Annotated in this window: 26 protein-coding genes; 12 read left to right on the top strand and 14 right to left on the bottom strand. The window is 64.8% G+C overall.

Features of this window, described 5'->3' with window-relative positions; translation table 11 throughout:
• The first annotated feature begins 1 nt into the window (after position 1).
• From NLM31_RS27760 to NLM31_RS27770, 3 genes are all read left to right on the top strand, one after another.
• A complete protein-coding gene (locus NLM31_RS27760) occupies positions 2-880 on the top strand; it encodes an ABC transporter permease (RefSeq protein ID WP_254132355.1) in 879 nt (292 codons plus the stop codon).
• 5 nt (positions 881-885) lie between these two features.
• Positions 886-1,617 (top strand): aspartate/glutamate racemase family protein, encoded by a 732-nt coding sequence (locus NLM31_RS27765; RefSeq protein ID WP_254194314.1) that lies wholly within the window; start codon positions 886-888, stop codon positions 1,615-1,617.
• Between the two features lie 248 nt (positions 1,618-1,865).
• Positions 1,866-2,360, top strand: a complete 495-nt coding sequence (locus NLM31_RS27770) for a hypothetical protein (RefSeq protein ID WP_254194315.1) — start codon at positions 1,866-1,868, stop codon at positions 2,358-2,360.
• A 218-nt stretch (positions 2,361-2,578) separates the two neighbouring features.
• On the opposite strand, the gene NLM31_RS27775 is transcribed toward NLM31_RS27770, so the two are convergent.
• Complete coding sequence (locus tag NLM31_RS27775) at positions 2,579-2,947, bottom strand: hypothetical protein (protein WP_254194316.1); 369 nt, start codon at positions 2,945-2,947, stop codon at positions 2,579-2,581.
• 194 nt (positions 2,948-3,141) lie between these two features.
• Between NLM31_RS27775 and NLM31_RS27780 the strand changes: the two genes are divergently transcribed.
• Complete coding sequence (locus NLM31_RS27780) at positions 3,142-3,372, top strand: hypothetical protein (protein ID WP_254194317.1); 231 nt, start codon at positions 3,142-3,144, stop codon at positions 3,370-3,372.
• Positions 3,373-3,378: 6 nt separating this feature from the next.
• On the opposite strand, the gene NLM31_RS27785 is transcribed toward NLM31_RS27780, so the two are convergent.
• Together NLM31_RS27785 and NLM31_RS27790 are read right to left on the bottom strand one after the other, a co-directional pair.
• Positions 3,379-3,909 (bottom strand): gamma carbonic anhydrase family protein, encoded by a 531-nt coding sequence (locus NLM31_RS27785; RefSeq protein WP_254132360.1) that lies wholly within the window; start codon positions 3,907-3,909, stop codon positions 3,379-3,381.
• Between the two features lie 87 nt (positions 3,910-3,996).
• Positions 3,997-4,326, bottom strand: coding sequence for a DUF6949 family protein (locus NLM31_RS27790; protein ID WP_254132361.1), 330 nt, complete (start codon positions 4,324-4,326; stop codon positions 3,997-3,999).
• Positions 4,327-4,549: 223 nt separating this feature from the next.
• Between NLM31_RS27790 and NLM31_RS27795 the strand changes: the two genes are divergently transcribed.
• A complete protein-coding gene (locus NLM31_RS27795; RefSeq protein WP_254194318.1) occupies positions 4,550-5,263 on the top strand; it encodes a hypothetical protein in 714 nt (237 codons plus the stop codon).
• Positions 5,264-5,549: 286 nt separating this feature from the next.
• On the top strand, positions 5,550-7,322 hold the full coding sequence (locus NLM31_RS27800; protein ID WP_254194319.1) for a caspase family protein: 1,773 nt from the start codon (positions 5,550-5,552) through the stop codon (positions 7,320-7,322).
• Between the two features lie 146 nt (positions 7,323-7,468).
• On the opposite strand, the gene NLM31_RS27805 is transcribed toward NLM31_RS27800, so the two are convergent.
• From NLM31_RS27805 to NLM31_RS27830, 6 genes are all read right to left on the bottom strand, one after another.
• Positions 7,469-8,632, bottom strand: a complete 1,164-nt coding sequence (locus tag NLM31_RS27805) for an aminotransferase class V-fold PLP-dependent enzyme (RefSeq protein ID WP_256561740.1) — start codon at positions 8,630-8,632, stop codon at positions 7,469-7,471.
• 17 nt (positions 8,633-8,649) lie between these two features.
• Positions 8,650-9,948: a serine hydroxymethyltransferase gene (gene glyA / locus NLM31_RS27810; protein ID WP_254194320.1), complete on the bottom strand. Its 1,299-nt coding sequence runs from the start codon at positions 9,946-9,948 to the stop codon at positions 8,650-8,652.
• Positions 9,949-10,012: 64 nt separating this feature from the next.
• Positions 10,013-10,807 (bottom strand): amino acid ABC transporter ATP-binding protein, encoded by a 795-nt coding sequence (locus NLM31_RS27815; RefSeq protein ID WP_256561741.1) that lies wholly within the window; start codon positions 10,805-10,807, stop codon positions 10,013-10,015.
• Positions 10,804-11,937, bottom strand: a complete 1,134-nt coding sequence (locus NLM31_RS27820; RefSeq protein ID WP_254194321.1) for an amino acid ABC transporter permease — start codon at positions 11,935-11,937, stop codon at positions 10,804-10,806. The genes NLM31_RS27815 and NLM31_RS27820 overlap by 4 nt, the downstream gene beginning before the upstream one ends.
• Positions 11,934-13,127, bottom strand: a complete 1,194-nt coding sequence (locus tag NLM31_RS27825) for an ABC transporter permease subunit (protein WP_254194322.1) — start codon at positions 13,125-13,127, stop codon at positions 11,934-11,936. Before NLM31_RS27825 ends, NLM31_RS27820 begins: the two co-directional genes overlap by 4 nt.
• Positions 13,128-13,180: 53 nt before the next feature.
• A complete protein-coding gene (locus tag NLM31_RS27830) occupies positions 13,181-14,209 on the bottom strand; it encodes a transporter substrate-binding domain-containing protein (RefSeq protein WP_254194323.1) in 1,029 nt (342 codons plus the stop codon).
• Between the two features lie 193 nt (positions 14,210-14,402).
• Between NLM31_RS27830 and NLM31_RS27835 the strand changes: the two genes are divergently transcribed.
• The 3 genes from NLM31_RS27835 to NLM31_RS27845 are packed head-to-tail and all read left to right on the top strand — an operon-like array spanning position 14,403 to position 16,600.
• A complete protein-coding gene (locus NLM31_RS27835; RefSeq protein ID WP_254132367.1) occupies positions 14,403-15,311 on the top strand; it encodes a LysR family transcriptional regulator in 909 nt (302 codons plus the stop codon).
• A 5-nt stretch (positions 15,312-15,316) separates the two neighbouring features.
• Positions 15,317-15,712 (top strand): PaaI family thioesterase, encoded by a 396-nt coding sequence (locus tag NLM31_RS27840; protein WP_254194324.1) that lies wholly within the window; start codon positions 15,317-15,319, stop codon positions 15,710-15,712.
• Positions 15,713-15,727: 15 nt separating this feature from the next.
• Positions 15,728-16,600, top strand: coding sequence for a PhzF family phenazine biosynthesis protein (locus NLM31_RS27845; protein ID WP_254194325.1), 873 nt, complete (start codon positions 15,728-15,730; stop codon positions 16,598-16,600).
• A gap of 121 nt (positions 16,601-16,721) precedes the next feature.
• Here NLM31_RS27845 and NLM31_RS27850 read toward each other — a convergent pair whose 3' ends face one another.
• The gene (locus NLM31_RS27850) at positions 16,722-16,940 is read right to left on the bottom strand and encodes a DUF3126 family protein (protein ID WP_007602550.1); all 219 of its coding nucleotides are present in this window, start codon (positions 16,938-16,940) and stop codon (positions 16,722-16,724) included.
• Positions 16,941-17,063: 123 nt separating this feature from the next.
• Positions 17,064-17,888, bottom strand: a complete 825-nt coding sequence (cysE, locus tag NLM31_RS27855; protein WP_254132370.1) for a serine O-acetyltransferase — start codon at positions 17,886-17,888, stop codon at positions 17,064-17,066.
• Positions 17,889-18,164: 276 nt separating this feature from the next.
• Between cysE and NLM31_RS27860 the strand changes: the two genes are divergently transcribed.
• Positions 18,165-19,544: a hypothetical protein gene (locus NLM31_RS27860; protein WP_254194326.1), complete on the top strand. Its 1,380-nt coding sequence runs from the start codon at positions 18,165-18,167 to the stop codon at positions 19,542-19,544.
• On the opposite strand, the gene NLM31_RS27865 is transcribed toward NLM31_RS27860, so the two are convergent.
• Both NLM31_RS27865 and NLM31_RS27870 read right to left on the bottom strand, forming a co-directional pair.
• Positions 19,530-20,285 carry an alpha/beta fold hydrolase gene (locus tag NLM31_RS27865; RefSeq protein WP_254194327.1) on the bottom strand — a complete coding sequence of 252 codons (756 nt, stop codon included), beginning with the start codon at positions 20,283-20,285 and terminating at the stop codon, positions 19,530-19,532. The genes NLM31_RS27860 and NLM31_RS27865 overlap by 15 nt on opposite strands.
• A gap of 34 nt (positions 20,286-20,319) precedes the next feature.
• Entirely contained in the window at positions 20,320-21,456 is a 1,137-nt protein-coding gene (locus tag NLM31_RS27870; protein ID WP_254194328.1) for a hypothetical protein, read from the bottom strand.
• A gap of 320 nt (positions 21,457-21,776) precedes the next feature.
• On the opposite strand from NLM31_RS27870, the gene NLM31_RS27875 reads away from it, so the two are divergent.
• Together NLM31_RS27875 and NLM31_RS27880 are read left to right on the top strand one after the other, a co-directional pair.
• Entirely contained in the window at positions 21,777-22,022 is a 246-nt protein-coding gene (locus tag NLM31_RS27875) for a zinc-finger domain-containing protein (RefSeq protein ID WP_007602543.1), read from the top strand.
• Between the two features lie 19 nt (positions 22,023-22,041).
• Positions 22,042-23,244 (top strand): FAD-dependent monooxygenase, encoded by a 1,203-nt coding sequence (locus NLM31_RS27880; protein ID WP_254194329.1) that lies wholly within the window; start codon positions 22,042-22,044, stop codon positions 23,242-23,244.
• A gap of 100 nt (positions 23,245-23,344) precedes the next feature.
• Here the strand turns inward: NLM31_RS27880 and NLM31_RS27885 are convergent, their stop codons facing one another.
• Complete coding sequence (locus NLM31_RS27885) at positions 23,345-23,755, bottom strand: twin-arginine translocation pathway signal (RefSeq protein WP_254132375.1); 411 nt, start codon at positions 23,753-23,755, stop codon at positions 23,345-23,347.
• Positions 23,756-23,903 lie beyond the last annotated feature (148 nt).

Consider the following 23,903-nt stretch of genomic DNA (forward strand, 5'->3'; position numbering starts at 1 on the left):
GATGAAGGAAGGACGCCCGCGCTCGTTTTACGTGCTCGCGATCTTCTTCGCGGCCTATGTGCTGTTTCTCTACGGCCCGATGATCGCGATCTACGTGTTGTCGTTCCAGGGACCGCAAGGCGGCCTCACCTTCCCGATGAACGGCGTATCGACCTACTGGCTGACAAAGCTGTTCCAGGGCACCGGCATCGTCGATCTCGGCGCGGCCTTCCGCCGCTCGCTGCTGCTCGGCGTCATCGTGATGGCCGTCACCGTCGTGCTGTCGGTCGCCGCCGGAATGGCCTTCCGCAGGAAATTCAAGGCGCAAAGCATCCTGTTCTACTCGGCGATCGCTAGCCTGATCGTGCCCTCGATCATCACCTCGCTCGGGATCTCTCTCGAATTCCGCATCGTCGACGACCTGATCAAGGCGCATTGGAACGAGAACTTCGAGACCTCGATGGGCCTGCTCACCTCCGGGCTCGGCGCGCATCTGACCTGGACGCTGCCGTTCGGCCTGCTCATTATGTTTGCGATCTTCAACCGGTTCGACCCGCGGCTCGAAGAGGCCGCGCGCGATCTGGGCGCGACGCCGTGGCAGGCGTTCCGCCATGTCGTGCTGCCGATCATCCTGCCCTCGGTGATCGGCATCGGCCTGTTCGGCTTCACGCTGTCCTGGGACGAGCTGGCGCGCTCCAGCCAGGCGATCGGCGCGGTGAATACGTTGCCGCTCGACCTCCAGGGCCTGACCACGACCGTGACGAACCCGGACATCTATGCGCTCGGCACCATAATCTCCGCGGTCTCCTTCGCGGTGATCACGCTTGCGCTCGGTACCATCCACATGCTCAACAAGCGGCAGGCGGCCAAGGGCTCGGACGCCGGCAAAGGACTTGTCTGATCGCGATGCGGCTGCACGTCGTCAATCCCAACACCACCGCCACGATGACGGCGAAGATCGCCGCGGCTGCGCGCGCGATCGCCCAGGCCGACACCGTGATCGATGCACGCCAGCCCGCGATGGGGCCGGTCTCGATCGAGGGATTTTACGACGAGGCCTTCGCCGTCCCCGGCATGCTCGGCTGCATCCGTGAAGCCGACCGCGACGGCGCGGACGCGCATATCATCGCCTGCTTTGACGACACCGGTCTCGACGCCGCGCGTGCGGCGGCCAGAGCGCCGGTGATCGGCATTGGCGAGGCCGGCTTCCATGTCGCGAGCCTGGTCGCGGCGCGCTTTGCGGTGGTGACGACGCTCGGTGTCTCCATCGTGCCGATCGAGCATAATTTGCGGAAGTACGGCCTCGCCGAGCGCTGCGCCCGCGTGCGCGCCGCCGAGGTCCCCGTGCTCGCGCTCGAGGAACGCAACGCGGACGCCCTCGGTAAAATCTCCGCGGAAATCGCCGCCGCGATCCGCGACGACCGCGCCGAGGCCATCGTGCTGGGCTGCGCCGGCATGGCCGATCTTGCCGCCGAGCTCTCTGCCACCCACGGCCTGCCGGTGGTCGACGGCGTCGCGGCCGCGGTGACGCTGGCCGAGGGACTGGTGCGGCTTGGGCTGACGACCTCCCGACTAGGCCCCTACGCGGCGCCGCGTTCGAAAACCTATTCAGGCCCGTTCGCGCCGTTTCAGCCGTGAGCCTCCTGTACCCTGATACTCTCGCTCCTCCCGAATTCGGCCCGGACGGCGACTTCTTTTAGGCCTGCCGGCCGCGCCCGCCGGAGCCGCGGCCTTGGGCGAATTGCGCTTTTTCCGCCTGCGGCCACCTTTTCGTCCCATTTGTTGCTGAACTGTAACGCTTTCGGGACGCCCCGGCCGCCTTGTTCTGCGTTCTTGTGCTGCCGCTCTTCGCCACGCACCAAGTTTCAATTTGGGTTTTGTCAGCGATGCTCGATCTCGCAGAGGACACACCGTCCAATCCGTTTCTCCGTCTCGGTGGCCAGCCGATCGCGCTGACGGCCGCAGCGCTGGTGCTGCTGATCGCCGGCGTCACCTCGATCGCGGTCTGGCGCGCCTATAACGGCGTTGCGCCCGAGACCGACCGGGTGGTCGCGTCGCGGCAGCTTCAGGCGCGCACGGCGCAGGCCTCCGAGCAGCTCGTCGAGAAGACCAGGGGACTGGAGGCGACCCAACAGGAATCGATCGACCAGCTTCAGGTCGTGCAAGACCAGCTTTTGACCATGAAGAAGCTGCTCGCCTCGCAGCAGGCCGACACCAAGCGCCTGTCGGACCAGGTCGCCAGCTTGAACGAATCGATCGACGGTCTGCGGCAATCCTTTGCCAGCGTGCGCTCCACCGAGGCGGATACGCCCTCGGTTACCCGGAAGAAACCTGTGCGTCACCGCGTCCATGCCAGCGCCCGCAAACGCTCACGCGGCTGATTCGATCCCGGGCCGCCGCCTTTTATTTTCGCTACTTGTGAACTGGATCACATTCATCCGTATGATTCCGCGCGATGCTCGCCCATACCGGATGGCGTGAGCCGATTTTAATATCCGGGGCTGGCAAGGTCGTTGACGGTATACTGCGTCAACGGCCTTGTTTTTTACTGCCGCGGTATTCTGATGCCTCGGCCAGGCCCCCACACTCCTCGCAGCCCCTATTCGCAGACCTGCGCGCGACGAACGCGCCAGCCCGACTGCGTCATGACGCGCTTCCGCACGAGATAGCACTGCGCGCCATAGCCGCCATCATCGTAGCCAGCGCCGTAATAATAGGGATCGCCGTAGTACGGGTAGCCGTAGCCATAGGCACCGTAATAGCCGGCGCCTGCGATGCCGGCGCCGATTGCGACACCCGGCCAGAAGCCGCCGCCGTGCCAGCCATGGCCCCAGCCACCGTGTCCCCAACCACCGCCGCCGCCCCAATGGCCGCCTCCGCCAAAGCCGCCTCTCGCTTGCGCCGCCTGGGGCGCTGCGAGCCCGACCGCCGCGATGGCCAGTGCGGCCATGATCGTCTTGCGCAACATCAACTCATCCTCCGCGTGGAAACGCTCCACATTCCAAAGAGAGGCCAAGCTAATGTCACCCGATCATTGATGATAGGCAGGGTGGCTCACTTCCGCGCGAGCGTCAGCAGCCGCGGCAGATGCTCTTCATCCTCTCGTCGAGCAGCTGGTTCTCGGCGTTCACATCGGCTTGAAACAGGGAGGCAGAAACGATCATGCGCAAACTGATCGCGTTCGACGAGGATACGTTCGACAAGCTGAAGCAATTGGGGCGCGACAGGATGGCGACGTTTCAGGAGCTCGCCGACGAAGCTTTCGCCGACCTCCTGAAGAAGCACGGCATCCCGATCGACCTCAGGGACGCACTGCGCAAGAGCGCGAAACTCGACGCCGCGGCGGACAAGACAACGGCGCGCACCCGAACCCGAAAGGCAAAAGCACGATGACGGCTGCTAGCCGATCCGCTTCAGGCCCTTCTTGAAGCGCGGACCGTTGGCGACGTAGAAGCGCGCAGCGCTCCCCATCTTCTGCACCTGGGCGTCGTCGAGCGTGCGGATCACGCGCGCGGGCGAGCCGATGATCAGCGAGCGTTCGGGAAACTCCTTGCCCTCGGTGATGACGGAGCCGGCGCCGACGATGCTGTTGCGGCCGATCTTCGCGCCGTTCATCACGATCGAGCCCATGCCGATCAGCGCGCCCTCTTCGATGGTGCAGCCGTGCAGGATGACGTTGTGGCCGACGGTGCAGTTCTTGCCGACCACCATGGGAAAGCCGAGGTCGGTGTGGCAGGTCGAGCCGTCCTGGATGTTGGCGCCCTCGCCGATCTCGATCCACTCATTGTCGCCGCGCAGCACCGCGCCGAACCAGACGCTCGCGCCCGGCTTCAGGCGCACGCGGCCGATCACGGTCGCAGTCTCCGCGATGAAGTAATTTCCGTCGGAGGGAAGATCGGGCGCCTGCCCGTCGAGCTCGTAGATCGCCATGGAGGTCTCCTGTCGCGTCAACCCCAGCCATAGCGAAACGACGACGAACAGGCAAAGGGCTGCCGCGGCGGGCAGTCCTGCGAAACGTCAGCCCAACACGCCGGTCGCGCGCAGCGTCATCAGGAAGAAGGTGCCGCTCATCATGCTCCAGAAGCCGGCGATGACGGTCGCCATCATCACGAACTCGAAGCGGCGGCTTTCCAGCCGCATGCCGCGCAGCGTGTTGCGCATGATGATGAAGGGCGCGGCGAACACCAGGAATGGCACCGCCGCAAAGGTCTTCGGTGCCACGCCTTCCTGCAACAGCCCGAAGCCCGCGGGCCGCTGCGACATCGCCTGGTATCCATTTGCGAGCGCGCCCGCGAGCGCAAAGCCGATGCAGATCGAGAAGAGGGTGTTGAAAGCTTCAGGTGTCATCGGAACAGTCCGCCCATACGCAACGCCGGTACCTTCCTGTGACAAATAGTGCCGGTTAACGCTACATTATCCTTAAGCGAAGGTTAACGCTGCCGCCCGGCCCGCGCAGAGCCCTCCTCCGTTCCCGCCGCGCGGAACCTTCCGCGATATCGCCGCCGCGTGGCATATTCGCCGGTGATTCGTCGGCCACCGGCCGACACCCCGGGCCCATGTGCGCGACGTCATGACGGTGTTTTCGGCAACCTCTCCTCGCTCCTCCAGGACCAGCGCAAAGGCGCGGACGCATCTCATCCCGATTGCACTCACCGGCATCTTCGCGGCGAGCGCGGTCGCGCTGGTTGCCTATCTCTTGTGGCCGACCTGGAGCACGGGCGGTGCGGACGCGCCGGACAAGCTGCCGGTGAGCGTCGGCGGAACGCTGTTCAACCTGCCGATCTCCGCGATCCGTATGAAGATCCAGCGGCACTCCGGACCGCAGGAGCGCATCGACCTCGATTTCCTCTATCCCTCGCTGGAGGCGCCCAATGGGCCGCGGCACGTGACGGCCGAGACTGTCGACACGGCGATGCAGCCGATCGACCGCATCTTCCTGTCGATATCGGCGCATCACGATGCGCTGTCGCCCGAGCAGCGCACCGCGACGATCTATCCGCGCTATTTCGACCAGGCCGCGGCGACGCCGGACGACGGGCTGACGATGCGGACGTTCCGCAGCGACACGCCCTATGGCAGCGAGGATCTCTATTCCGCGACGAGCCCTGCGCTCACCGCGCGCTGCACGCGCGATGGAGCCACGCCCGGCATGTGCCTGTCCGAGCGCCGCGTCGGCGGCGCCGACCTCACCTTCCGCTTTCCGCGCAGCTGGCTGTCGCAATGGCGCGACGTCGTGGACGGAATGGAGAAGCTGACGACGCAGTTGCGCGGGCCGCACAGCTGAGCGCGGACTTCCGGCTTCGCACGAAAGCCGTTCCGCAAAAATTCGAAAACAACCCCATGCACGGTAGCCGGGAGCAAATTCGTCTTTTTCGAAATCCGGCTTGACCCGTCGGGCAAAACAAGCGCATGATGGCACTATGAGGCGATCGACTTGGATGAAGCGGCCGCATGCCGCCGCGCTCCCTGGTGCTGGGATGGCCGCACCGCTGTGTGATAGAAATCACAGATTGTAGATTGCACTCGCCCATTCTGCGGATAATCTGACGCTATTGCATTCGGGGGCTGGAATGCGGTTTCGGCTGTTTGTTTTATTGATTGTTGCGACCTGGCTTTCGATCTGGCTCGGAACCGGCTCTGCACTCGCCGAGAAGCGCGTCGCGCTCGTCATCGGCAACTCGGCCTACAAGCACGTGGGAAGGCTGGCGAACCCCGCAAACGATGCCGCGCTGGTCGGCGGCCTGTTCAGGAAAGCCGGCTTCGACGCCGTGGACGTCAGGGTCGACCTGAACGTGGTCGACATGCGCAAGGCGCTGCGCGAATTCGGCGGCAAGGCCCGCGAGGCCGATGTCGCGGTCATCTACTACGCCGGCCATGGCATCGAGCTCGACGGCACCAACTATCTGATCCCGACCGATGCCGCCCTTGAGACCGACACTGACGTTCTGGACGAAGCGTTCCCGCTCGACAGGGTGCTGTTCGCCATCGAACCCGCCAAACAGCTGCGCCTCGTCATCCTGGACGCCTGCCGCGACAATCCCTTTGCCAAAACGATGAAGCGGACGGTGGCCTCCCGTGGCATCGGCCGCGGCCTAGCCAAGGTGGAGCCGACCAATCCGAATACCATGATCGCCTTCGCGGCGAAGGCCGGTTCGACCGCTTCGGACGGCGACACGAAGAACAGCCCGTTTGCCACAGCTCTCGTCGAACGCCTCCCAACGCCGGGTCTCGATCTGCGCAAGGCTTTCGGTTTCGTGCGCGACGATGTTCTCAAGGTCACCGGATCCAAGCAGGAGCCGTATGTGTACGGCTCGCTTGGAGGCGATGACGTGTCGCTCGTTGCAGCAAAGCCAGTTGTCGCCGGACCGCAAGCCAACCCGGATGCCGAGGTTCGGCGCGACTATGAACTGGCGCTTCAGCTGGGTACGCGTGACGGATGGACGGCCTTCCTGAACCGCGTTCCCAGCGGTTTCTATGCGGATCTCGCCAAGGGCCAGCTGAACAAGATCGCCGCCGAAGAAACCCGCGCCGCCGCTGCGGAAAGGGCCAGGCAGGCCGAGGACGAGAAGGCCCGGCTCGCGACCGAGCGGGCCAAGAAGGCCGAGCAGGAAAAGGCCGCAGCCACCGCGAAGGCCGCCGAAGACGCCCGGCTTGCGGCGGAGAAGACCAAGCAGATCGAAGAGGCCAAGGCGGCCGCAGCCGAGCAGCGGCGGAAGGAGGCCGAAGCCGCAGCGGCAAAGGTGACGGCCGATCAGCAGTCTTCCGAGAACGAGCAGAAAACGGCCGCCGTAAGTCCTCCACCTACGCAGCCGAGCCTGTCTCCGCAGGAGACAACGAGGCTGGTTCAATCCGAACTGCGCCGCGTCGGCTGTCTGGCGACATCGGCAGACGGCGACTGGAATACGTCATCGCAGCGCTCGCTGACGCTGTTCAACAAATATGCGGGGACGACGTTCGACGCCAAGCTTGCGAGCTTCGAAGCGCTGGACGCCATCAAGGCCAAGCCGGGCTGGGTCTGCCCGCTTGTTTGCGATCGCGGCTTCAAGGCCGATGGCGATGCTTGCGTCAAGATCGCATGCCGCGCCGGCTATCGCGTCAATGATGATAACGAGTGCGAGAAGGCGCAAGACAAGAAGCCGGTCGTGACCCGCGAGGATACCAAGAAGCGCGATACGGAGCGGAAACAGCTCGAAGCCGCACCGACGAAGCCGTCTGCATCCGGTCAAATGATTTGTAACAACGCGGGGTGTCGGCCGGTGAGGCCCGGCTGTCGGATCGGAACCCAAAAGTATGGCTCCGCAACCTCCATGGTAGGAGGGGGACAAGCGGAAGTGTGCGACTGAGCCGCGGCCGGGTGGTGTCTCATCAAACTGAGACACCACCCGCGGCCGAGACGATAGCTGCGCCATTCACGGCGAAAGCGCAGGACGTGTCGTCATCTCGCTGGCGAGTAAATTGATCGAGCCAACGACACGAGTCGTCACGCTGTTCACGCAGCCGCGCCCGCGCGGGCCGGTAGATTGCCGCTCTCGGCGAGCACCTGCGCGAACCGGTCGACATCCCCGGCGGTGTTGAACAGGCCGAAGGAAATGCGGATGCCGTCGCGCTCGGGGGATACGCGCACCTGCCGGCTGGCCAGATAGTCGGCCCACGAATCCGCCGGCAGATCCAGCACGTAGATGTGCGGCGAGCGATCGGCGCGCGCGCGCGGCCCGACGAGGCGGACGCCGAGATCATCCATACGCTCGATCAGGCGATCGCCGAGATCGTAGAGATGCGCCTCGACGGCGGATTGGCCGACGCTCTCGATTAGCGTCAGCGAGGCGTCGAGCGCGTGGATATCGGGCAAATTCAAATTGCCGATCTCGAACCGCCCGGCGTCCGCCTTAAGCTGCATGTTGTCGGCGCGCGCGATGTAGTCGCCCGGCGGATGCGCGAGGCTGGACATAGCAAGGTAAGCCGGCTGGAGTTCGTCCAGCCCCTGCCGGCAATAGAGGATGCCGAGACCCTGCGGCACCAGCAGCCCCTTGTGGCAGCCCGACCCGATCAGGCTCGCGCCGCTCGCCCTCGCATCCAGCGGGATGACACCGGTCGACTGCATCGCGTCGATGACGAAATAGAGCTTCTTCTGCGCACAGAGCGCTCCGATGCCGTCGATGTCGAAACGATGTCCCGCATGAAAGGTGACGTGCGAGAGCGAGATCGCGCGCGTGCGGGCATCGATATGAGGCGCGAACATCTCGGCGCGCGCCGTCTCGCCCGTCATCGGCACGAAACGCACCTCCACGCCCTTCCGCCGCAGATTGAGGAAAGCGTAGGCGTTGTTGGGATGATCGCCTTCGACGAGAAGCACGTTGTCTCCCGCCGTCAGCGGCAACGCGTTCGCCGCAATATTCATTCCCTCCGAGGTGTTCTTGGTGAAAGCGATCTCGGCCGGCGCAGCGTTGAGCAGTTTTGCCACCCGGGCGCGGACCTGCTCGATCCGGTCAAGCCAGACAGGCTTGGGGCCCGCCGTCTCGAGCCCTTCCCGATAGAAACCGATCAGGGCTTCGCGAACGCTGGTGGCAAGCGGCGTCTGATGGGCGGAATCGAGATAGAGCAAGCGCTCGGTCACGGGGAACTGGCGGCGGATTGCGGCAACATCGTAGTGCATGATGATTGGCCCTGGCATCAATCGACGAAGGACGGAACGGGGTGGGCCGCAGCGAGCTCCTTCAGCCAGCGAAGCCGCGCCGAATTGACGGGAGCCTTCGGGCCGGCACGCAGGATCTCCGCAACCTCGCGACCGAGCCTGGTTGCCTCGGCCGTGTCGAAGCCGCGGATCGTCAGCGCGATGCTGCCAAACCGGAAGGCGGTCCGCGGTTCGCCGGCCTGCCCCGGCGCACGCATGGCGTTGCCGATGATCCCGTGAGCAGCGAGCCCCGCGACCAGCTCCGGCTGCGTCCAGCTCTCGCCGGTGTAGGCCATGATCATGTGCGAGTCCGTGCCGCCGGTGTAGAGCTCAATCCCGCCCTCCTCCAGGCCGGCGCCGAAGGCCTTTGCATTCGCGACGACGTCACGCATCAGTTGCGCGAAGGCGGGTCGCGTAATCATCTCCATCTGTACCGCCCGCGCCGCGATCATGTTCGAGGCAGCCGGGCCCTGCAGACCGGGATAGACGGCGGCGTCGATGGCGGCGCCGAAGCGCTGCCTGGCGAAGACGAAGGCGCCGTTGCGCGGCCCGCAGAGCGTCTTCTGCGTCGAGGTCGTGGACACGTCGGAGAAGGGAACCGGATTGGCATGAAGACCGGCGGCGATCAGCCCCGCGACATGGGCGATGTCGGTGAAGAACAGCGCGCCGACCTCGTCGGCAATGGTCTTCAGTCCGGCAAAGTCGATCTCGCGCGGATACGAGGATGGACCGGCGAGCAGGACGTGCGGCTTCACCTTGCGCGCGAGGTCACGGGCCTGATCCAGGTCGACCGCGCCGGTGCGGGTGACGCCGAACGACACCACCTCGCGGTTTGCGCCAGTGATATGACGCATGGCGCCGTGGCTGACATGGCCGCCGGCGAGCTCGTCGAAAGTCAGCAACCGCGCGCCTTCGGCCGGCAGGATCGCGCGCAGCACCGCGACGTTGGCGATGGTCGAAGACAGCGCCTGCACGTTGACATATTCGGCGCCGAAGATCGCCTTGGCCCGATCGATGGCGAGGTTCTCGATCGCGTCGAGCTCTTCGCAATTCGCAACGCTGCGACGGCCGGGCAGTCCCATCGGCGCACGGTTGACGAGATGCGTCCCCTCGATCTGGCGGAGTCCGAGCGGCGCATAGGACGCCGAAGCGATCATGTTGAGGGATGACGTCTCCCGCTTCCGATCCTGGTCGATCAGCGCGACGACGTCGGCGCCGATCTGATGGGCATTGGCGCCGAAGAGATCGGGCCAGTTGGCGTCAGTTGAATGGGCCTGAACGGCCGTCGAAAGTGACATGTGTCGTCCTCTTTGCAGGTGATCGGAATGCGCTCGGTTCGCGCGTGCGTGGGCGCCAGCTTCGTCAGTGACGGAGGACGCGCGAGAGAAAGGTTCTGGTACGTTCATGGGTCGGCCGGTCGAAGATCTCCGCCGGCGTGCCGACCTCCAGAATGCGTCCGTGATCGATGTAGACGACGCGGTCGGCGACCTCGCGGGCAAAGCCCATCTCATGGGTCACGATCATCATGGTCATGCCCTCGCGCGCGAGCTCGCGCATGACGTCGAGAACTTCACCGACCATCTCGGGGTCGAGCGCCGAGGTCGGCTCGTCGAACAGCATGATGTGCGGCTCCATTGCGAGCGACCTCGCAATGGCAACGCGCTGCTGCTGACCACCGGACAACTGGGCCGGAAGCTTGTGGGCGTGATCGCGCAAGCCCACCCGCTCGAGCAGACGCAATGCGTTCGCCCTCGCCTCATCCGGCTTGCGGCCGCGAACGCGGATCGGCGCGATCGCGACGTTGTCGGTCGCGCTCATATGCGGAAACAGATTGAACTGCTGGAACACCATGCCGACGCCCTTGCGGATCCGGGCCAGCTCCTTCTCGCCGCCGATCGCACGATCGGCCTCCGTCGGCATGCTGAAGCCGTCCACGGTCAGCCGTCCGCTCTGGTACATCTCCAGACCGTTGACACAGCGGATCAGGGTCGACTTTCCCGACCCGCTGGCACCGATGATGACGACGACTTCGCCGCGCCCGACGTCGAGATCGACGTCTTTCAGGACCTGAAACGCGCCAAAGGACTTGTTGAGATGGCCAATGCTGACGATGGCATCGCGCGACTGCACGGCCGCCGGACTCTGGATGGCGTTCATCGTGATCCCCTTGCGAGATGGGCTTCGAGGCGGCGCGAGGCGTAGGTGATGGCACCACCGATGGCGAGATAGACGGCGAACAGGAAGACGTAGATCTCGTAGGTCCGGCCGCTGTTCTGCGGATCGGCCAGGATCATCTGCCCGGCGCGCAGGAAATCGGTCAGGCCGATGATGAAGACCAGCGTCGCGCCGTTGAAGATGTCGAGGATCTGTCCGACCAGCGAGGGAACGACGACGCGCAGCGCCTGCGGCAGGACGATATCGACGTTGAGAGTCCAGCTGCTCATCGCGAGCGACTTTGCCGCTTCGATCTGGCCCTTCGGCACCGCCTGAAGTCCGCTGCGGACATATTCCGCGACATAGGCTGCAAAGAACAGCGCAAAGCCCGCCATGCCGCGCAGCAGCCCCGGGACCGACGTATCCGGCGCCAGCAGCGGCACGATGATCCAGATCCAGTAGACGACGAGGATCAACGGCACCGACCGCATCGTCTCGATATAGGCGGTCGAGATCACGCGCAGGCTGGTGATGCGGCTCTGCCGGCCGAGCGCGAGCAGGATTCCGAAGGGCAACGTCAGGATCGAGACCGCGATCGTCAGGACGACGCTGAGCAGCAGACCGCCCCAGACCTCGAAGCCCGGCGGCGAGAGCACGACGAAGATTGCGACCACGCCCGCGAGCAGTCCCGACAGCACAATGCGCTGGTCCACAGCCCAACGGTGGGCGCCGATCCATGCCGCGATGCCGAGCGCGGCGCTGGCGGCCGTGAGCATGCCGGAATGCACGTCGATCGCGGTTGCTACCGCTGCCGAGATCAGGATCGCGAGCACAGCGACTGCCGTCAGCGCCGATCGGCCCGGGCGGAGTGAAAGGCCGAGCCCCGCACCGAACATCGCGCAGAGCGTCGCGACGGAGAACCATGCCCGCCACAACTGGTCGGCAGGATAGATGCCGGTCATCAGCACCTTGAAGCTGCCGGCGACGACTTGCCAATGCGCCTGGACCAGCACCCAATAGCCAAAGGCATAGACCGCCCAGGCCAGCAGCGGGATCACGACAAGCGACAGCGCGGCATCGAACGGTTTTGCGAAGAGGTTGCGGTGGACCCACCGCAGCGCGAGCGTGGTCATCGCGTCCTCCGTCCGTTGACACGCGCGTTGAGGCCATTCACGCAGGCGCTGATGATCCAGCTCAGCGCGAGATAGGTCAGCATCACGATCACGACGCCTTCGAGATTTCTCCCGGTCTGGTTCGAGACGGTGCCATAGACGTTGAACAGGTCGGGGAAGCCGATGGCGATCCCGAGCGAGGTATCCTTGGTCAGGCTGATGTAGCGGTTGGCCAGCGACGGCAGGACGATCCGGAAGACCTGGGGAAGGATGATGTCGCGCAGCGTGTGGGAACGCGACAATCCGAGCGAGGCAGAGGCCTCCCATTGCCCCTTCGGCAACGACTCGATCGCGCCGCGGACGATCTCGGCGACATAGGCGGAGCTGTTGACGACGATCGCGATGAGCAGCGCCGTCATTTCCGGTGAAATGGCAAAGCCTCCACGCGCGCCGAACCGGGTCGCGACCGGCAGGTCAAGGCCAAGAGGAAAACCGATGACGGCGGCTACGATCAGGGCCGCGATCGCTGCTGCCAAGAAGATCAACCGGAATCGCGGCCCGCGCAGAATTACGCAAGCGGCAACCAAGGCGAAGGCCGCAGCGAGCAGTCCCCACGACGCAACGCCTGCGCGCTCGGAGACCGCAAGGCCGGGCAGGAACACACCCGAACGACTGGCAAGCAGGCCGCCGAACCAGTTCGACGCGGCGTTGGCGGGAGGAAACCGCAGGACCACCGCAAAATACCAGAACACGATCTGGATCAGCAGCGGCGTGTTGCGGATGGCTTCGACCAGTCCAAAGCAAAGGTTACGCACCAGCCAGTTGGTCGAGAGCCGGCCGATGCCGACCAGCGTACCGAACATGGTGCAGAGGACGATCGCCGAGAGGGCGACCTTGAGCGAATTCCAGAGGCCCGCGAACAGCGCCTGCAGATTGGTGTTGGACGGAGAGAAAGGCTCCAGAATTGGCCACCCACCCGCGAACGAAGGCACGACACCTTCACTGAGGGAGAAGTTCGCGACATTGCCGAGATAGCCGAACGAGAACTGGATGCCCTTGCGGGCGAGCGCCTCACGGACCGCGAGGCCGAGCCAGATCACGAGCCCCGCCACCGCAATGACGATCGCCGCCTGCACGAACCATTTGAACGCGATCAGCAGGCCGCGACGCGCCGGCGGGATGCTGTGATATTCGGCGATCTCTGTGCTCATGATGCCCTCCCGAGATCGAGGCGAGCCCGTTGGCTCGCCCACGACCATGTGGCTCAGTTCCACGGAGGCGAGTACTCGGCGCCGCCCTTGGTCCACATCGCGTTGGGGGTGCCGGCACGGTCGATGAAATACGGCGTCTTGGGTCCGAGGTTACGGTCGTAGATCTCGCCGTAATTGCCGACCGACTTGATCATGCTGGCGACGAAATCGTCAGCGACGCCGAAGTCCTTGCCGAAGCCGTCCTTCACGCCGAGGAATTTCTGGACGAAAGCGGTCTCGTCCTTCTGCCTGTCGGCGAGATTAGCCGACGTGATGTCCCATTCTTCCGCCTGGAACAGCGCGAACGTCGCCCAGCGCAGGAGATTGCGCCATTTGGAATCGTTGGCGATGACGAAGCCCGCGAACGGCGACTTGTTGAGAGTCTCGGGCAGGATGGTGAAATCATCCGGCTTGGGCGAGTTGCCACGCCAGGCCGCAAGCGCGGATTTATCCGTCGACATCGCGTTGCAGCGGTCGCTTTGCAGCGCCCCAAACAGCTTCTCGAGATTCTCGAAGGTGAGAACTTTTGTGGTCTTGAAACCGCGCACGCGGACGAAGGCAGCGAGCGTGGCTTCGGTGCCGGAGCCCTGCGTCGTACAGATCGTCGCGCCGTCAAGCTCGGCCACGGATTTCACGCCGGATGCCGACTTCACCATCATGCCGGTGCCGTCGTAGAAATTGATTGGCAGGAAATCGATGCCGACCGCGGATTCGCGCACCGGCTTGACCGTCGTGTGCGCAAAGACGACATCGGCCTGTCCGGTCTGAAGAGCGTTGAAGCGGCTCTTGTCGGTGACGATGACGAAGTTGACCTTGCTGGCATCGCCGAGAACGGCCGCGGCCATGGCGCGGCAGAAATCGGCATCCAGCCCCTCGATCTTGCCGGTCTTGGTGTTGAGGTAGCCGAAGCCGGGAGCGGTGTTGTCGGTGCCGCAGTTGAGGATGCCGCGCTGCTTGACGTTGTCGAGGACGGAGGCGGATGCACCGCTTGCCCACAGCGATGCTGCGGCGAGCGCAGCGACCAGGAATTTGGAACGAGCCATCTGAAACCCCTCTTTGCCTGTTGTCGTCCAACGCGTGTCAGCCGGGCTTGGGATGTGCTCCTCTTGTGACGACCCGAACTGCTCTGGGAGTAAGGCTACAGCCGCAAAACAATTCTGGTCTACTTAATTAATTTCGCGATATACATTAGAGAATATGCATGATTGTGTTCTGGGCATTTGTTGGAGCTAAAGGATGGATTTCGCCCGACTCCGCACGCTTCGTGAGCTTTCGCTGCGAAAAACAATGGCAGCGGTGGCCGAGGCCCTGCTGATCTCTCCCTCTGCGGTTTCGCAGCAAATCGCGCAGCTCGAGGACGAGACCGGCGTCGAACTGGTCGAACGCAGAGGCCGCGGCGTACGGCTGACGCCGGCGGGACAGCGACTGGCAGACCATGCCGGGCGGGTCATCGGCGTCCTGGAGGAAGCAAAGACCGACCTTGCGGAGCTGAAGAAGACCGTCGCGGGCGAATTGCGCGTCTCGGCTTTTCCCTCGGTCGCCGCATCGCTCATTCCGCCGACGATCCGGGCGATGTCGGCGCGCTTCCCTGATCTGGTGACGATATTCGAGGAGCTCGAGCCCGACGACAGCCTGGCCGCGCTGCGCGCCTGGCAGACCGATGTCGCGATCGTCGACGACCTGACGACGTCGGCAAGCCTCTCGGAGACGCAGGTCGAGATGCTGCATCTTCTCGACGATCACCTCCACGTCCTGCTGCCGCGCGACCATCCGCTGGCCGAGCGTCCTCACCTCACCCTGCCCGAGCTGGCCGCAGAACGATGGGTCCTCGACACGACCTCGGCCACCTATTCGGACGTGATCGTCGGCGCCTGCCGCAGCGCCGGCTTCGATCCCATCGTCAATGCGCGCTGCCACAGTTTCGAAGTGGTCAGGGCCATGGTCGAGGCAGGCTGCTCGGTATCGATCAATCCCGGCTTGCGCGGTCGCGACCATATCGGCACGTTGCGGCTGAAGGAGATCAAGCCGATCATCACGCGGCGGATCTTCGTGGCGTTTCGCACCGGTGAAAGACGCAATCCGGCGATCGCCGAATTCGTCAGCGCGCTTCGGGTGGTGGCTGAGTCGATGAAGGCGCAGCGGTGATCGATATGAGCGATGCAGCAGCAAACCTGCCACCGGGCGCCCGGCTCCTGGGACGCGAATGGATTGGCTTTGACGAGAGCGGCGACGCCGTGATCCGCTTCCAGGCTCAACTCGTCTTCACCAACAGACACGGGACCGTCCAGGGCGGATTTCTCGCGGCGATGCTGGACTCCGCGACCGGAATTTGCGCGCTCGCAAAACTCTCGCCCGACCTGACGGTGGTCACCAAGAGCCTCGACACTCGCTTCCTGAAGCCTGCGGCGGTGGGAGCCATCACGGCACGGGCGCGGGTGATCGAGCAGACGGAGCGCGACATGGTGGTGCAAGCCGAGCTTGTCGATGCCGATGGCATCGCGGTCGCCGACGCAACGGCGCGGTTACGCATTCTTGCAAAGAAATAGATTATGGAGACAGATATGCCTCGCGCCTTCAAAGTCGTCGATGCGTTTTCGGCAAAGCCGCTCCTGGGCAATCCCGTCGCAGTCGTCCTCGATGGTTCGGGACTGACCGACAACGACATGCAGGCCATCGCCGGTTGGACGAACCTTTCCGAAACGACGTTCGTTCTGCCGCCGACCAAGCCCGGCGCGGATTATCGCCTGCGCATTTTCAATCCGGCCACGGAAATGCCGTTCGCCGGCCATCCGACATTGGGGAGCGCCCACGCCGTCCTGGAAGCCGGCGTCGCGCGGCCGAGGCATGGCAAGCTCGTTCAGGAGTGCGGTGTCGGGTTGGTGGACGTTGCGGTGAATGGCGAGGGTCCCGATCGGACTTTGACTCTCACGCTTCCGCCGGCGACGGTGACCTCACTGACGGACGATGAGATTGACGAGGTTGAAGCGATCCTGCGGCACCCGATCTTGCGCGATGCCAGGCCCGCGATCATCAATGTCGGGGCCGTCTGGATCATCGCGCAGCTTGCAAGCGTCGGAGCCGTGCTCGGCCTGCAGCCCGATCTGGTCCGCTCGGCCGCGTTCGAAAGGCGCAAGGGTGCAACCGGCATCACGGTGTTCGCGACGCAACCCGAAGGCAGTCATGACATCGAGGTCAGGACCTTTGCCCCGTCCTGCGGCGTCAATGAAGACCCGGTCTGCGGAAGCGGCAACGGCAGCGTTGCCGTGTTCCGGTCAACGCGGGGCCTGCTGCCTGCCGGCGGGACGCGCTACAAATCCGAGCAAGGCAGGCGTGTCGGGCGCGATGGCAAGATCAGCGTTGCGGTCGACGCAGACGGCCGCGTTCACGTCGGCGGAGCCTGTGTTACGACCGTCGACGGGCTGATCGCGTCATAGCGCGGGTCCGCCTTCGACCGATCTCGCGCACGGCCCGTACGGTCATTGCGAGCGAAGCGAAACAATCCGGTTCCCTTCGCGGAGACAGCCTGGATTGCTTCGCTCGCAATGACGAAAGTGACTATTCCTGATCGACCAGATCGTCCTCGAGGATCGCCATCTGGAACTGGAACGAGCGATCATCGTCCTCGTCGTCGACGAAGAGCACGCCGATGAACTCCTCGCCGATATAGACCTCGGCGCTGTCATCCTTCTTCGGCCGCGGCACGACGCGGATCTTGGGATTGCCGAATACGCGTTTCAGATACGCATCGAGCTTTCTGACTTCTTTGACGTCCACGGCAAGTCTCCGATCAAAATTGGTCGGCGGGTTTTAGGACGAGACGCGGCGAACCGCCAGCAGGAATTGCCAAAGAATTTGGGGACGAAAAGGGCCGGAGAATCCGGCCCTTAACGCGCGAGTCTAGAGCCCCATCGCGTTGATCATCTGGTCCATGGTGCGCGACGGCTCGGCGCAGCCGGCTTCGCCCACGATCTTGGCGGGCACGCCCGCGACGGTGACGTTGTGCGGCACCGGCTTGACCACGACCGAGCCGGCGGCGATGCGCGCGCAATGGCCGATCTCGATGTTGCCGAGGATCTTGGCGCCGGCGCCGATCAGCACGCCATGGCGAATCTTGGGATGACGGTCCTCGTTCTCCTTGCCGGTGCCGCCGAGCGTGACGCCGTGCAGGATCGAGACGTCGTCCTCGATCACAGCCGTCTCACCGCAGACGAAGCCGGTGGCGTGGTCGAGGAAGATGCCGCGGCCGATGCGCGCGGCGGGATTGATGTCGGTCTGGAACACCGCGGACGCGCGGCTCTGGAGATAATACGCAAAATCCTTGCGGCCCTTCAGATAGAGCCAGTGCGCGAGGCGATGGGTCTGGATGGCATGGAAGCCCTTGAAGTAGAGCAAGGGATCGATGAAGCGCGAGGTCGCGGGATCGCGGTCGTAGACGGCGACGAGATCGGCGCGGAAGGCGTTGCCCAAATCGGGATCGTCGCGCAGCGCCTCGTCGAAGGTCTGGCGCACCAGATCGCCCGACAGCGCGGCGTGATCGAGCCGGTCGGCGACGCGGTGGACCACCGAATCCTCGAGGCGGCTGTGATGCAGCACCGTCGAATAGATGAAGGTCGCAAGCTCGGGCTCGCGATGGACGATGTCCTCCGCCTCGCCGCGGATCCGGTCCCAGATCGGATCGAGCGTTGCGAGCTTTCCTCCCGGATTGACCTGATGCACTGCCATGGGATCTGCTCTTTCGAATTGGCTCGTTTGGCTGGGTCTATACCACAGTCTAGACGACAAAGTCCTGACCGGCTTGCCTGAGAGTGAACAGCGCCTTGCCCCGCGAAAGCATACCAACGCGTTGAAACACAAGAGTTTCCCGGAACGCCCCCAAGCGGCAAGGTCGGCTTGAAATGGTCAGAGTTGCGCCAAATTCAAGCCGGGCGGCGTCAAACTATTGGTGAATTTCGTCTCAACCGTTATTGCGGGCATGGTCCGGACGAGGACGGAGCGGATTTGAGCATCACCACCGACAGTTTGCGCAGGCGCGCCACGGATAGCTTTTGGCTGCGGCTGGCGGCGGTGGCACTGCCCCTCCTCCTGATCGCGCCGGCGTTCTGGAACGGCTATCCGCTGTTACAATGGGATACCGGCGGCTATCTGGCGCGCTGGTACGAGGGCTATCTGGTCCCCAGCCGCTCCACCGTGTTCGGCCTCTATCTGCATTACGGCGAGAATTTCGGCTTCTGGATCAACCTCGCGATCCAGTCGCTGGCGACGCTGTGGCTGTTGCAGCTGACGCTGCGCGTGCTGGGCTTGATGCAGACATTCCGCTTTGTTGCGATCAGCCTGCTGCTGATCCTGTCAACGGCGCTGCCCTGGCTCGCCAGCATGCTGCTCACCGACATCTTTGCAGGACTGTCGATCCTGTCGCTGTTCCTGCTGATCGTCGGCGCAGGCCGGACGTCGACGCTCGAAAAGATCTCGCTGTTCGTCTTTACCGCCTTTGCCGCCGCGACCCACAGCGCCACGCTCGGCGTGCTGCTCGGGCTGTGCGCCGCCGGCTGGATGGTGCGGCCGTTCCTCGGGCCTCGCCTCCCGATGGCCGGACTGGCGCAGGCGAGCCTGACGATTGTCGTGGGCGGCTTGATGCTGGTGTCGGCGAACCATGCGCTATCAGGCAAATGGGCCTGGACGCCCGGCGGCACCGGCGTCGCCTTCGGCCGCATGATGCAGGACGGCATCGTTGCGCAATATTTGAACGACCACTGCCCGCGCGAAAACTTCAAGCTCTGTCCCTATCGCAACGAGCTGCCGGCGACCGCCGATGAGTTCCTGTGGGGCCACAGCATGTTCAACACGCTCGGCCGCTTCGAGGGCATGAACGACGAGATGGGCACCATCGTCGTGCAATCGCTCGCGGCCTATCCGGCCTGGCAGGCCGAGGCGGCCTTGCGCGCGATGGGGCAGCAATTGCTGCATGTGGCGACCGGCGAAGGCACCAGCGGCTGGATTCCCCATACCTACGGCATCATCGAGCGCTACATCCCGACGCAGGTGGCGGCGATGCGCGAGGCGCGGCAGCAGCAATGGGGCCTCGATTTCAGCTACGTCAACTGGCTGCACGTGCCGGTCGCACTGGTCTCGATGCTGGGACTGCTCGCACTGCTCGGACGCGGGCTCGGCGATCGGAAGCTCGACGATCTGACGCTGCTGGCCGCGACGGTGACGCTGGCGCTGCTCGGCAACGCCTTCATCTGCGGCATCATCTCGGGGCCGCACGACCGCTACGGCGCGCGCATGGTGTGGGTTGCGACCTTCGTGGTGCTGATGGCGTTGTTCCGGTCGATCGGCGACGACGACGAGCCGGCGGACGAGGCCTCAGCCGCGGCGTGACAGGAAGTCGAGCACGCCGGTCTTGTAGACCTTGTCGCCGACCGCGCGCATGTGATCGCGGCCCGGGATATCGAGCACTTCCGAGCCGGGGATGATCGCACCGAGCGCGCTGGCCGAGCCCGCAACATCATCAAGACTACCGACCGCGATCAGCACGGGCACGTCGATGCGCGCCGCCTCCTCCCTGGTCATGAGATCGCGCGTGCCGCGCAGGCAGGCGGCGAGCGCGCGGCGGTCGGATCGGGTCTGGTCCGCAAACGCACGAAAGGTGCGGCCGACGGGATCGGTGACGTCGTCGAGCGAGGGCGCTTCCAGCGCCTTGGCGACGTTCTCGCCGGGCCCGGTGCCCTCGATCAGGCCGCCGATGCCGATGCCGCCGAGGATCGCCGAGCGCAGGCGCTGCGGCTCGTTCAGCCCAAGCCAGGCCGTCATCCGCCCGCCCATCGAATAACCCATGATGTCGGCCTGCGGGATGGCGAGATGGTCCATCAGCGCGAGCACGTCGCCGGCCATGGTCGGAATCGAGTACTGCGCGGACTCGTAGAGTTTTGCGCTGTCGCCATGGCCGCGATTGTCCAGCGCAATGACGCGGCGGCCGTTCTTGCGCAGCTCCGAGACCCAGGTCGGGTAGACCCAGTTCACGTTCTTGCTCGAGGCAAAGCCGTGCACCAGGATGATCGGATCGCCCTCGCCTTCGTCGAGATAGGCAATTTCAACAGCGCCGTTGTGAAAGCTCGGCATCAGCAGTTCCGCAGATTTGAGGGAAAGGGTGATCTTAGGCCGTGACGGCCGCACTGGCCAGAGCGGCCTCGGCGGCGGCCTGTGCCCGGCGCAGCCGCCGGGCCCGCCTGCGATCGCACCAGGCTTGCGTCAGGCGCTCGGTGGTGGCCTTGATCGAGGACAGCAGGCCGAACAGCGTCAGTGCCGCACCGAACAGCCACAGCGTGAGATCGAACGCGCCGCCGACGAGCAGCAGCGCGCCGCGGCCGAGCAGCTTCATGATCGCACGTGTCTTGCCGCCCTGCGCTTCCGCAAGCCGCGCCGCGCGCGCGACGTCTTTCGGGCCCTCTGCGATGCGCAGCGTGTCCATGGCGCCGCGCGTGCCGGTCTTCTCGGCCACGCGCGTGACGTCCTTGCCGAGCCGGACCAGCGCACCGGCCTTCTCGACGCGGAACGCGGCCTTGATCGCGCTCACCGTCTCGCCCGGGCGGAACACCGAACCCTTGGCCACGGCGTTCTGCAGCATCGGCGTGTCGACGACGTCGCGCGCCGAACGGCCGGCCCATGCGGCGAGCCCTTCGCCGAGCCGTCCGACCTTGCGCGCATCCTTCACCAGCGTCAGCCCGGCCCGCACCGGCGCGGCACCTCCGGCCGACACATAGGTCACGGCCGTCACCGCGAGGCCCGCGGTCGCAAGGCCGAGCACGAGACGATCGGTGTCCTCGCCCATGGCGAGATGCTTGCTCTCGCGGACGACGTCCCTGACATCGCCGATCACGAAGAGATCGCCGGCCACGGTCCCGGACAGGCTCGCGACATCGTCGGCATTGCCGGTGACGAGCCCCGTGGCGAAACGCTTGGCAAAATGCGAGGTCGAATTTTCGGTTTTGACGGCATCGCCGACCCGGCTCAGGAGATCATCGGGCAGCGCGATGTTGCGGTCACGCGCGAGCGCGACAAAACTGTCGGCGAGATCGGCATCGCCTGCACCAAGCGCCGCCTCGATATTGTCCTGGACCAGGCGGTCGTTGTTCGCGAGAGCCGCATCGAGCTTGAGCTCGGACAGAGCGGCGGGATCGTCCTGGGCGGCGAGAATCGCGCCGGCCTCGCGGGCATGCGGTGCTACCTGCGCGAGCACAAGGCTGCATGCAGCGATCCCGGTCAACGCTGAGCTGATTCGCAGCCACTTCATGTTGAAAGCCTGGACGGTCCTAAGATCGGTTGCCTAAGATCGGTTGCGCCTGATCGTTCGTCTTTTGCCGCAATTGGACGCGTCCACAGACATAGTATGCCAAAATTGCGACACAACGTCCCCGACGAAAGAAGGGCTTCTCTCAGGCCGCAAGATTGTGTCGAATTTGCATGAGCAAATGAGCATGGGGCAATTGCGAACCTTTCGGTTCCGGCGGGCTAGCAATCACCTGCACCCATCAGTATGGTCCGCGGCGTCGAAATTATGCCGCGTCACCGCTGATTGTGTCTGCCGCCATTGCCACTCCAGGATGAACTACGATGTCCGACCATGTCGTCCCGCACTTCCATAACGATGCCGGTGTCCCCGTCATCGAGATCGGCTCGCAAGAGTTCATGTGCGTCGGCGCCAACCCTCCGTTCGATCATCCGCACGTCTTCCTGGACCTCGGCAACGACAACGAGATCATCTGCCCGTACTGCTCGACGCTGTACCGCTTCGCGGCCGACCTGAAAGCGGGCGAAGCCCGTCCGCCGGAATGCGTCTTGAAGGACAAGGTCGCCTGACCGCTCACCTCGGTCAGGGGTGGCTCTCCCGCGAACGATCGTCATTGCCGGTGCCGGAATCGGAGGACTGACGGCTGCGCTTGCGCTCGCCGCCCGCGGCTTTCGCATCGTCGTGCTGGAAAAGGCCGAGCGGCTCGAAGAGGTCGGCGCCGGCCTGCAACTCTCCCCCAATGCCAGCCGCGTGCTGGTCGAGCTCGGTCTGACCGAACGGCTGAAGCTGCGCGCTGTCGTGCCCGAAGCGGTCTCGATCATGAGCGCGCGGGCCGGCGGTGAACTTTTGCGGATGCCGCTCGGCGAGGCCGCGGCCACACGCGCCGGCGCCCCCTATTGGGTGGTCCACCGCGCCGATCTGCAATCCGCGCTCGCCGGTGCCGTCGCGGATCATCCCGACATCGACTTGAAACTGGGCGCGACATTCGAGGATGTCGCCCCCCATGCCAAGGGACTGACAGTGGTCCATCGCAGCGGAACCATCCGCCGCAGCGATCTCGCCAGCGCCCTGATCGGTGCCGACGGCATCTGGTCGACAGTCCGCCAGCATCTGTTTCCCGAGGTGCAGCCGCGCTTCTCCGGACTGATCGCTTGGCGCGGCACGCTGGATGCCACGCAGCTGCCCAAGGACTACACCGCGCGGCGGGTGCAGCTCTGGATGGGCGCGAACGCCCATCTCGTCGCCTACCCGATCGCCGCCGGCCGCCAGCTCAATGTGGTGGCGGTGCTGCCGGGCACCTGGAACAGGCCGGGCTGGAGCACGCCAGGCGATCCCTCCGAGGTGATGGACGCCTTCGCCGCACCACGCTGGCCGCCGATGGCGCGGATGATGCTCGCGGCGGTCGAGAGCTGGCGCAAATGGGCGCTGTTCGGCGTACCGGACGGATGTCCCTGGAGCGAGGGCCCGGTCGCCCTGCTCGGCGACGCCGTGCACGCGATGCTGCCGTTCGCGGCCCAAGGCGCCGGCATGGCGATCGAGGATGCAGCCATGCTCGCCCGGCATCTGAGCATCGAAGCTGCCGAGAACGCAGGCAGCGTCGCGGCTGCGCTGAAGCAATATGGCCTGGCACGTCAGGTCCGTGTCAGGAAGGTACAGCGGACCGCGCGGCAGCAGGGCCGGATCTATCATCTCGGCGGCCCCTTCGCGCTCGCGCGCGATCTCGCCATCCGCGCGCTCGGGCCGGAGCGCATGCTGGCGCGGCAGGACTGGATCTACGGCTGGCGTCCCTAGAGCATGATCCGGAAAAGTGCGCAGCGGTTTTCCCTCGCGACAAACGCGGAACGCGTTTGCGCGGAGATCATGCTCAAAGAAACTAACGGACGCGGAAGCCTCAGCGCTTCGGCGCGGGCTTGATGTCCGGCCGTTGCGGCGCGGCCGCCACCGGTGGCGTATTGGGCGGCGTTTCCCGGCACTTGTTGCGGCGCCAGGCGTCGTCGGCCAACTGCGCCATGCCACGAACCGCGACGTAATCGTTGCGATAGGCAAGCTCGGACACGACGGCGCCGCCGGCCCCGGTCTCCGCCTTGTTCATCAGCTTCTGCAAATCGGCGGTGCGGTCGGCGAGCGCCTTGCGCTCCCCTTCGAGCTGCTTGCAGTCGTACAATTCGTATCGGGCGGGATCGGCGAAGGCCGGAGCGATTGTCTCGCTCACGCCGGCGCAGCCGGACAGCGCGAAGCCCGCCGCGACCAGCGCGGCAACCGCGCAGCACGCGCGCAGGGAAGAGGAAAGCGAAGCAGGCATGGCCGGAAAAATAGTCCCCGTGAATTGAGAATGCCTAAAGCAGGGCCAGATGTCCGGATTGAGGCTTTGCCTTGTGCCGCCGGCTCGCTTAAGGAAGAACCGCCTGTCCGGCGCACCAGCGCCAATTCCAGACCGCTGGACAGGACTT

This window comes from Bradyrhizobium sp. CCGUVB4N, assembly GCF_024199945.1.
Classification (GTDB): domain Bacteria; phylum Pseudomonadota; class Alphaproteobacteria; order Rhizobiales; family Xanthobacteraceae; genus Bradyrhizobium.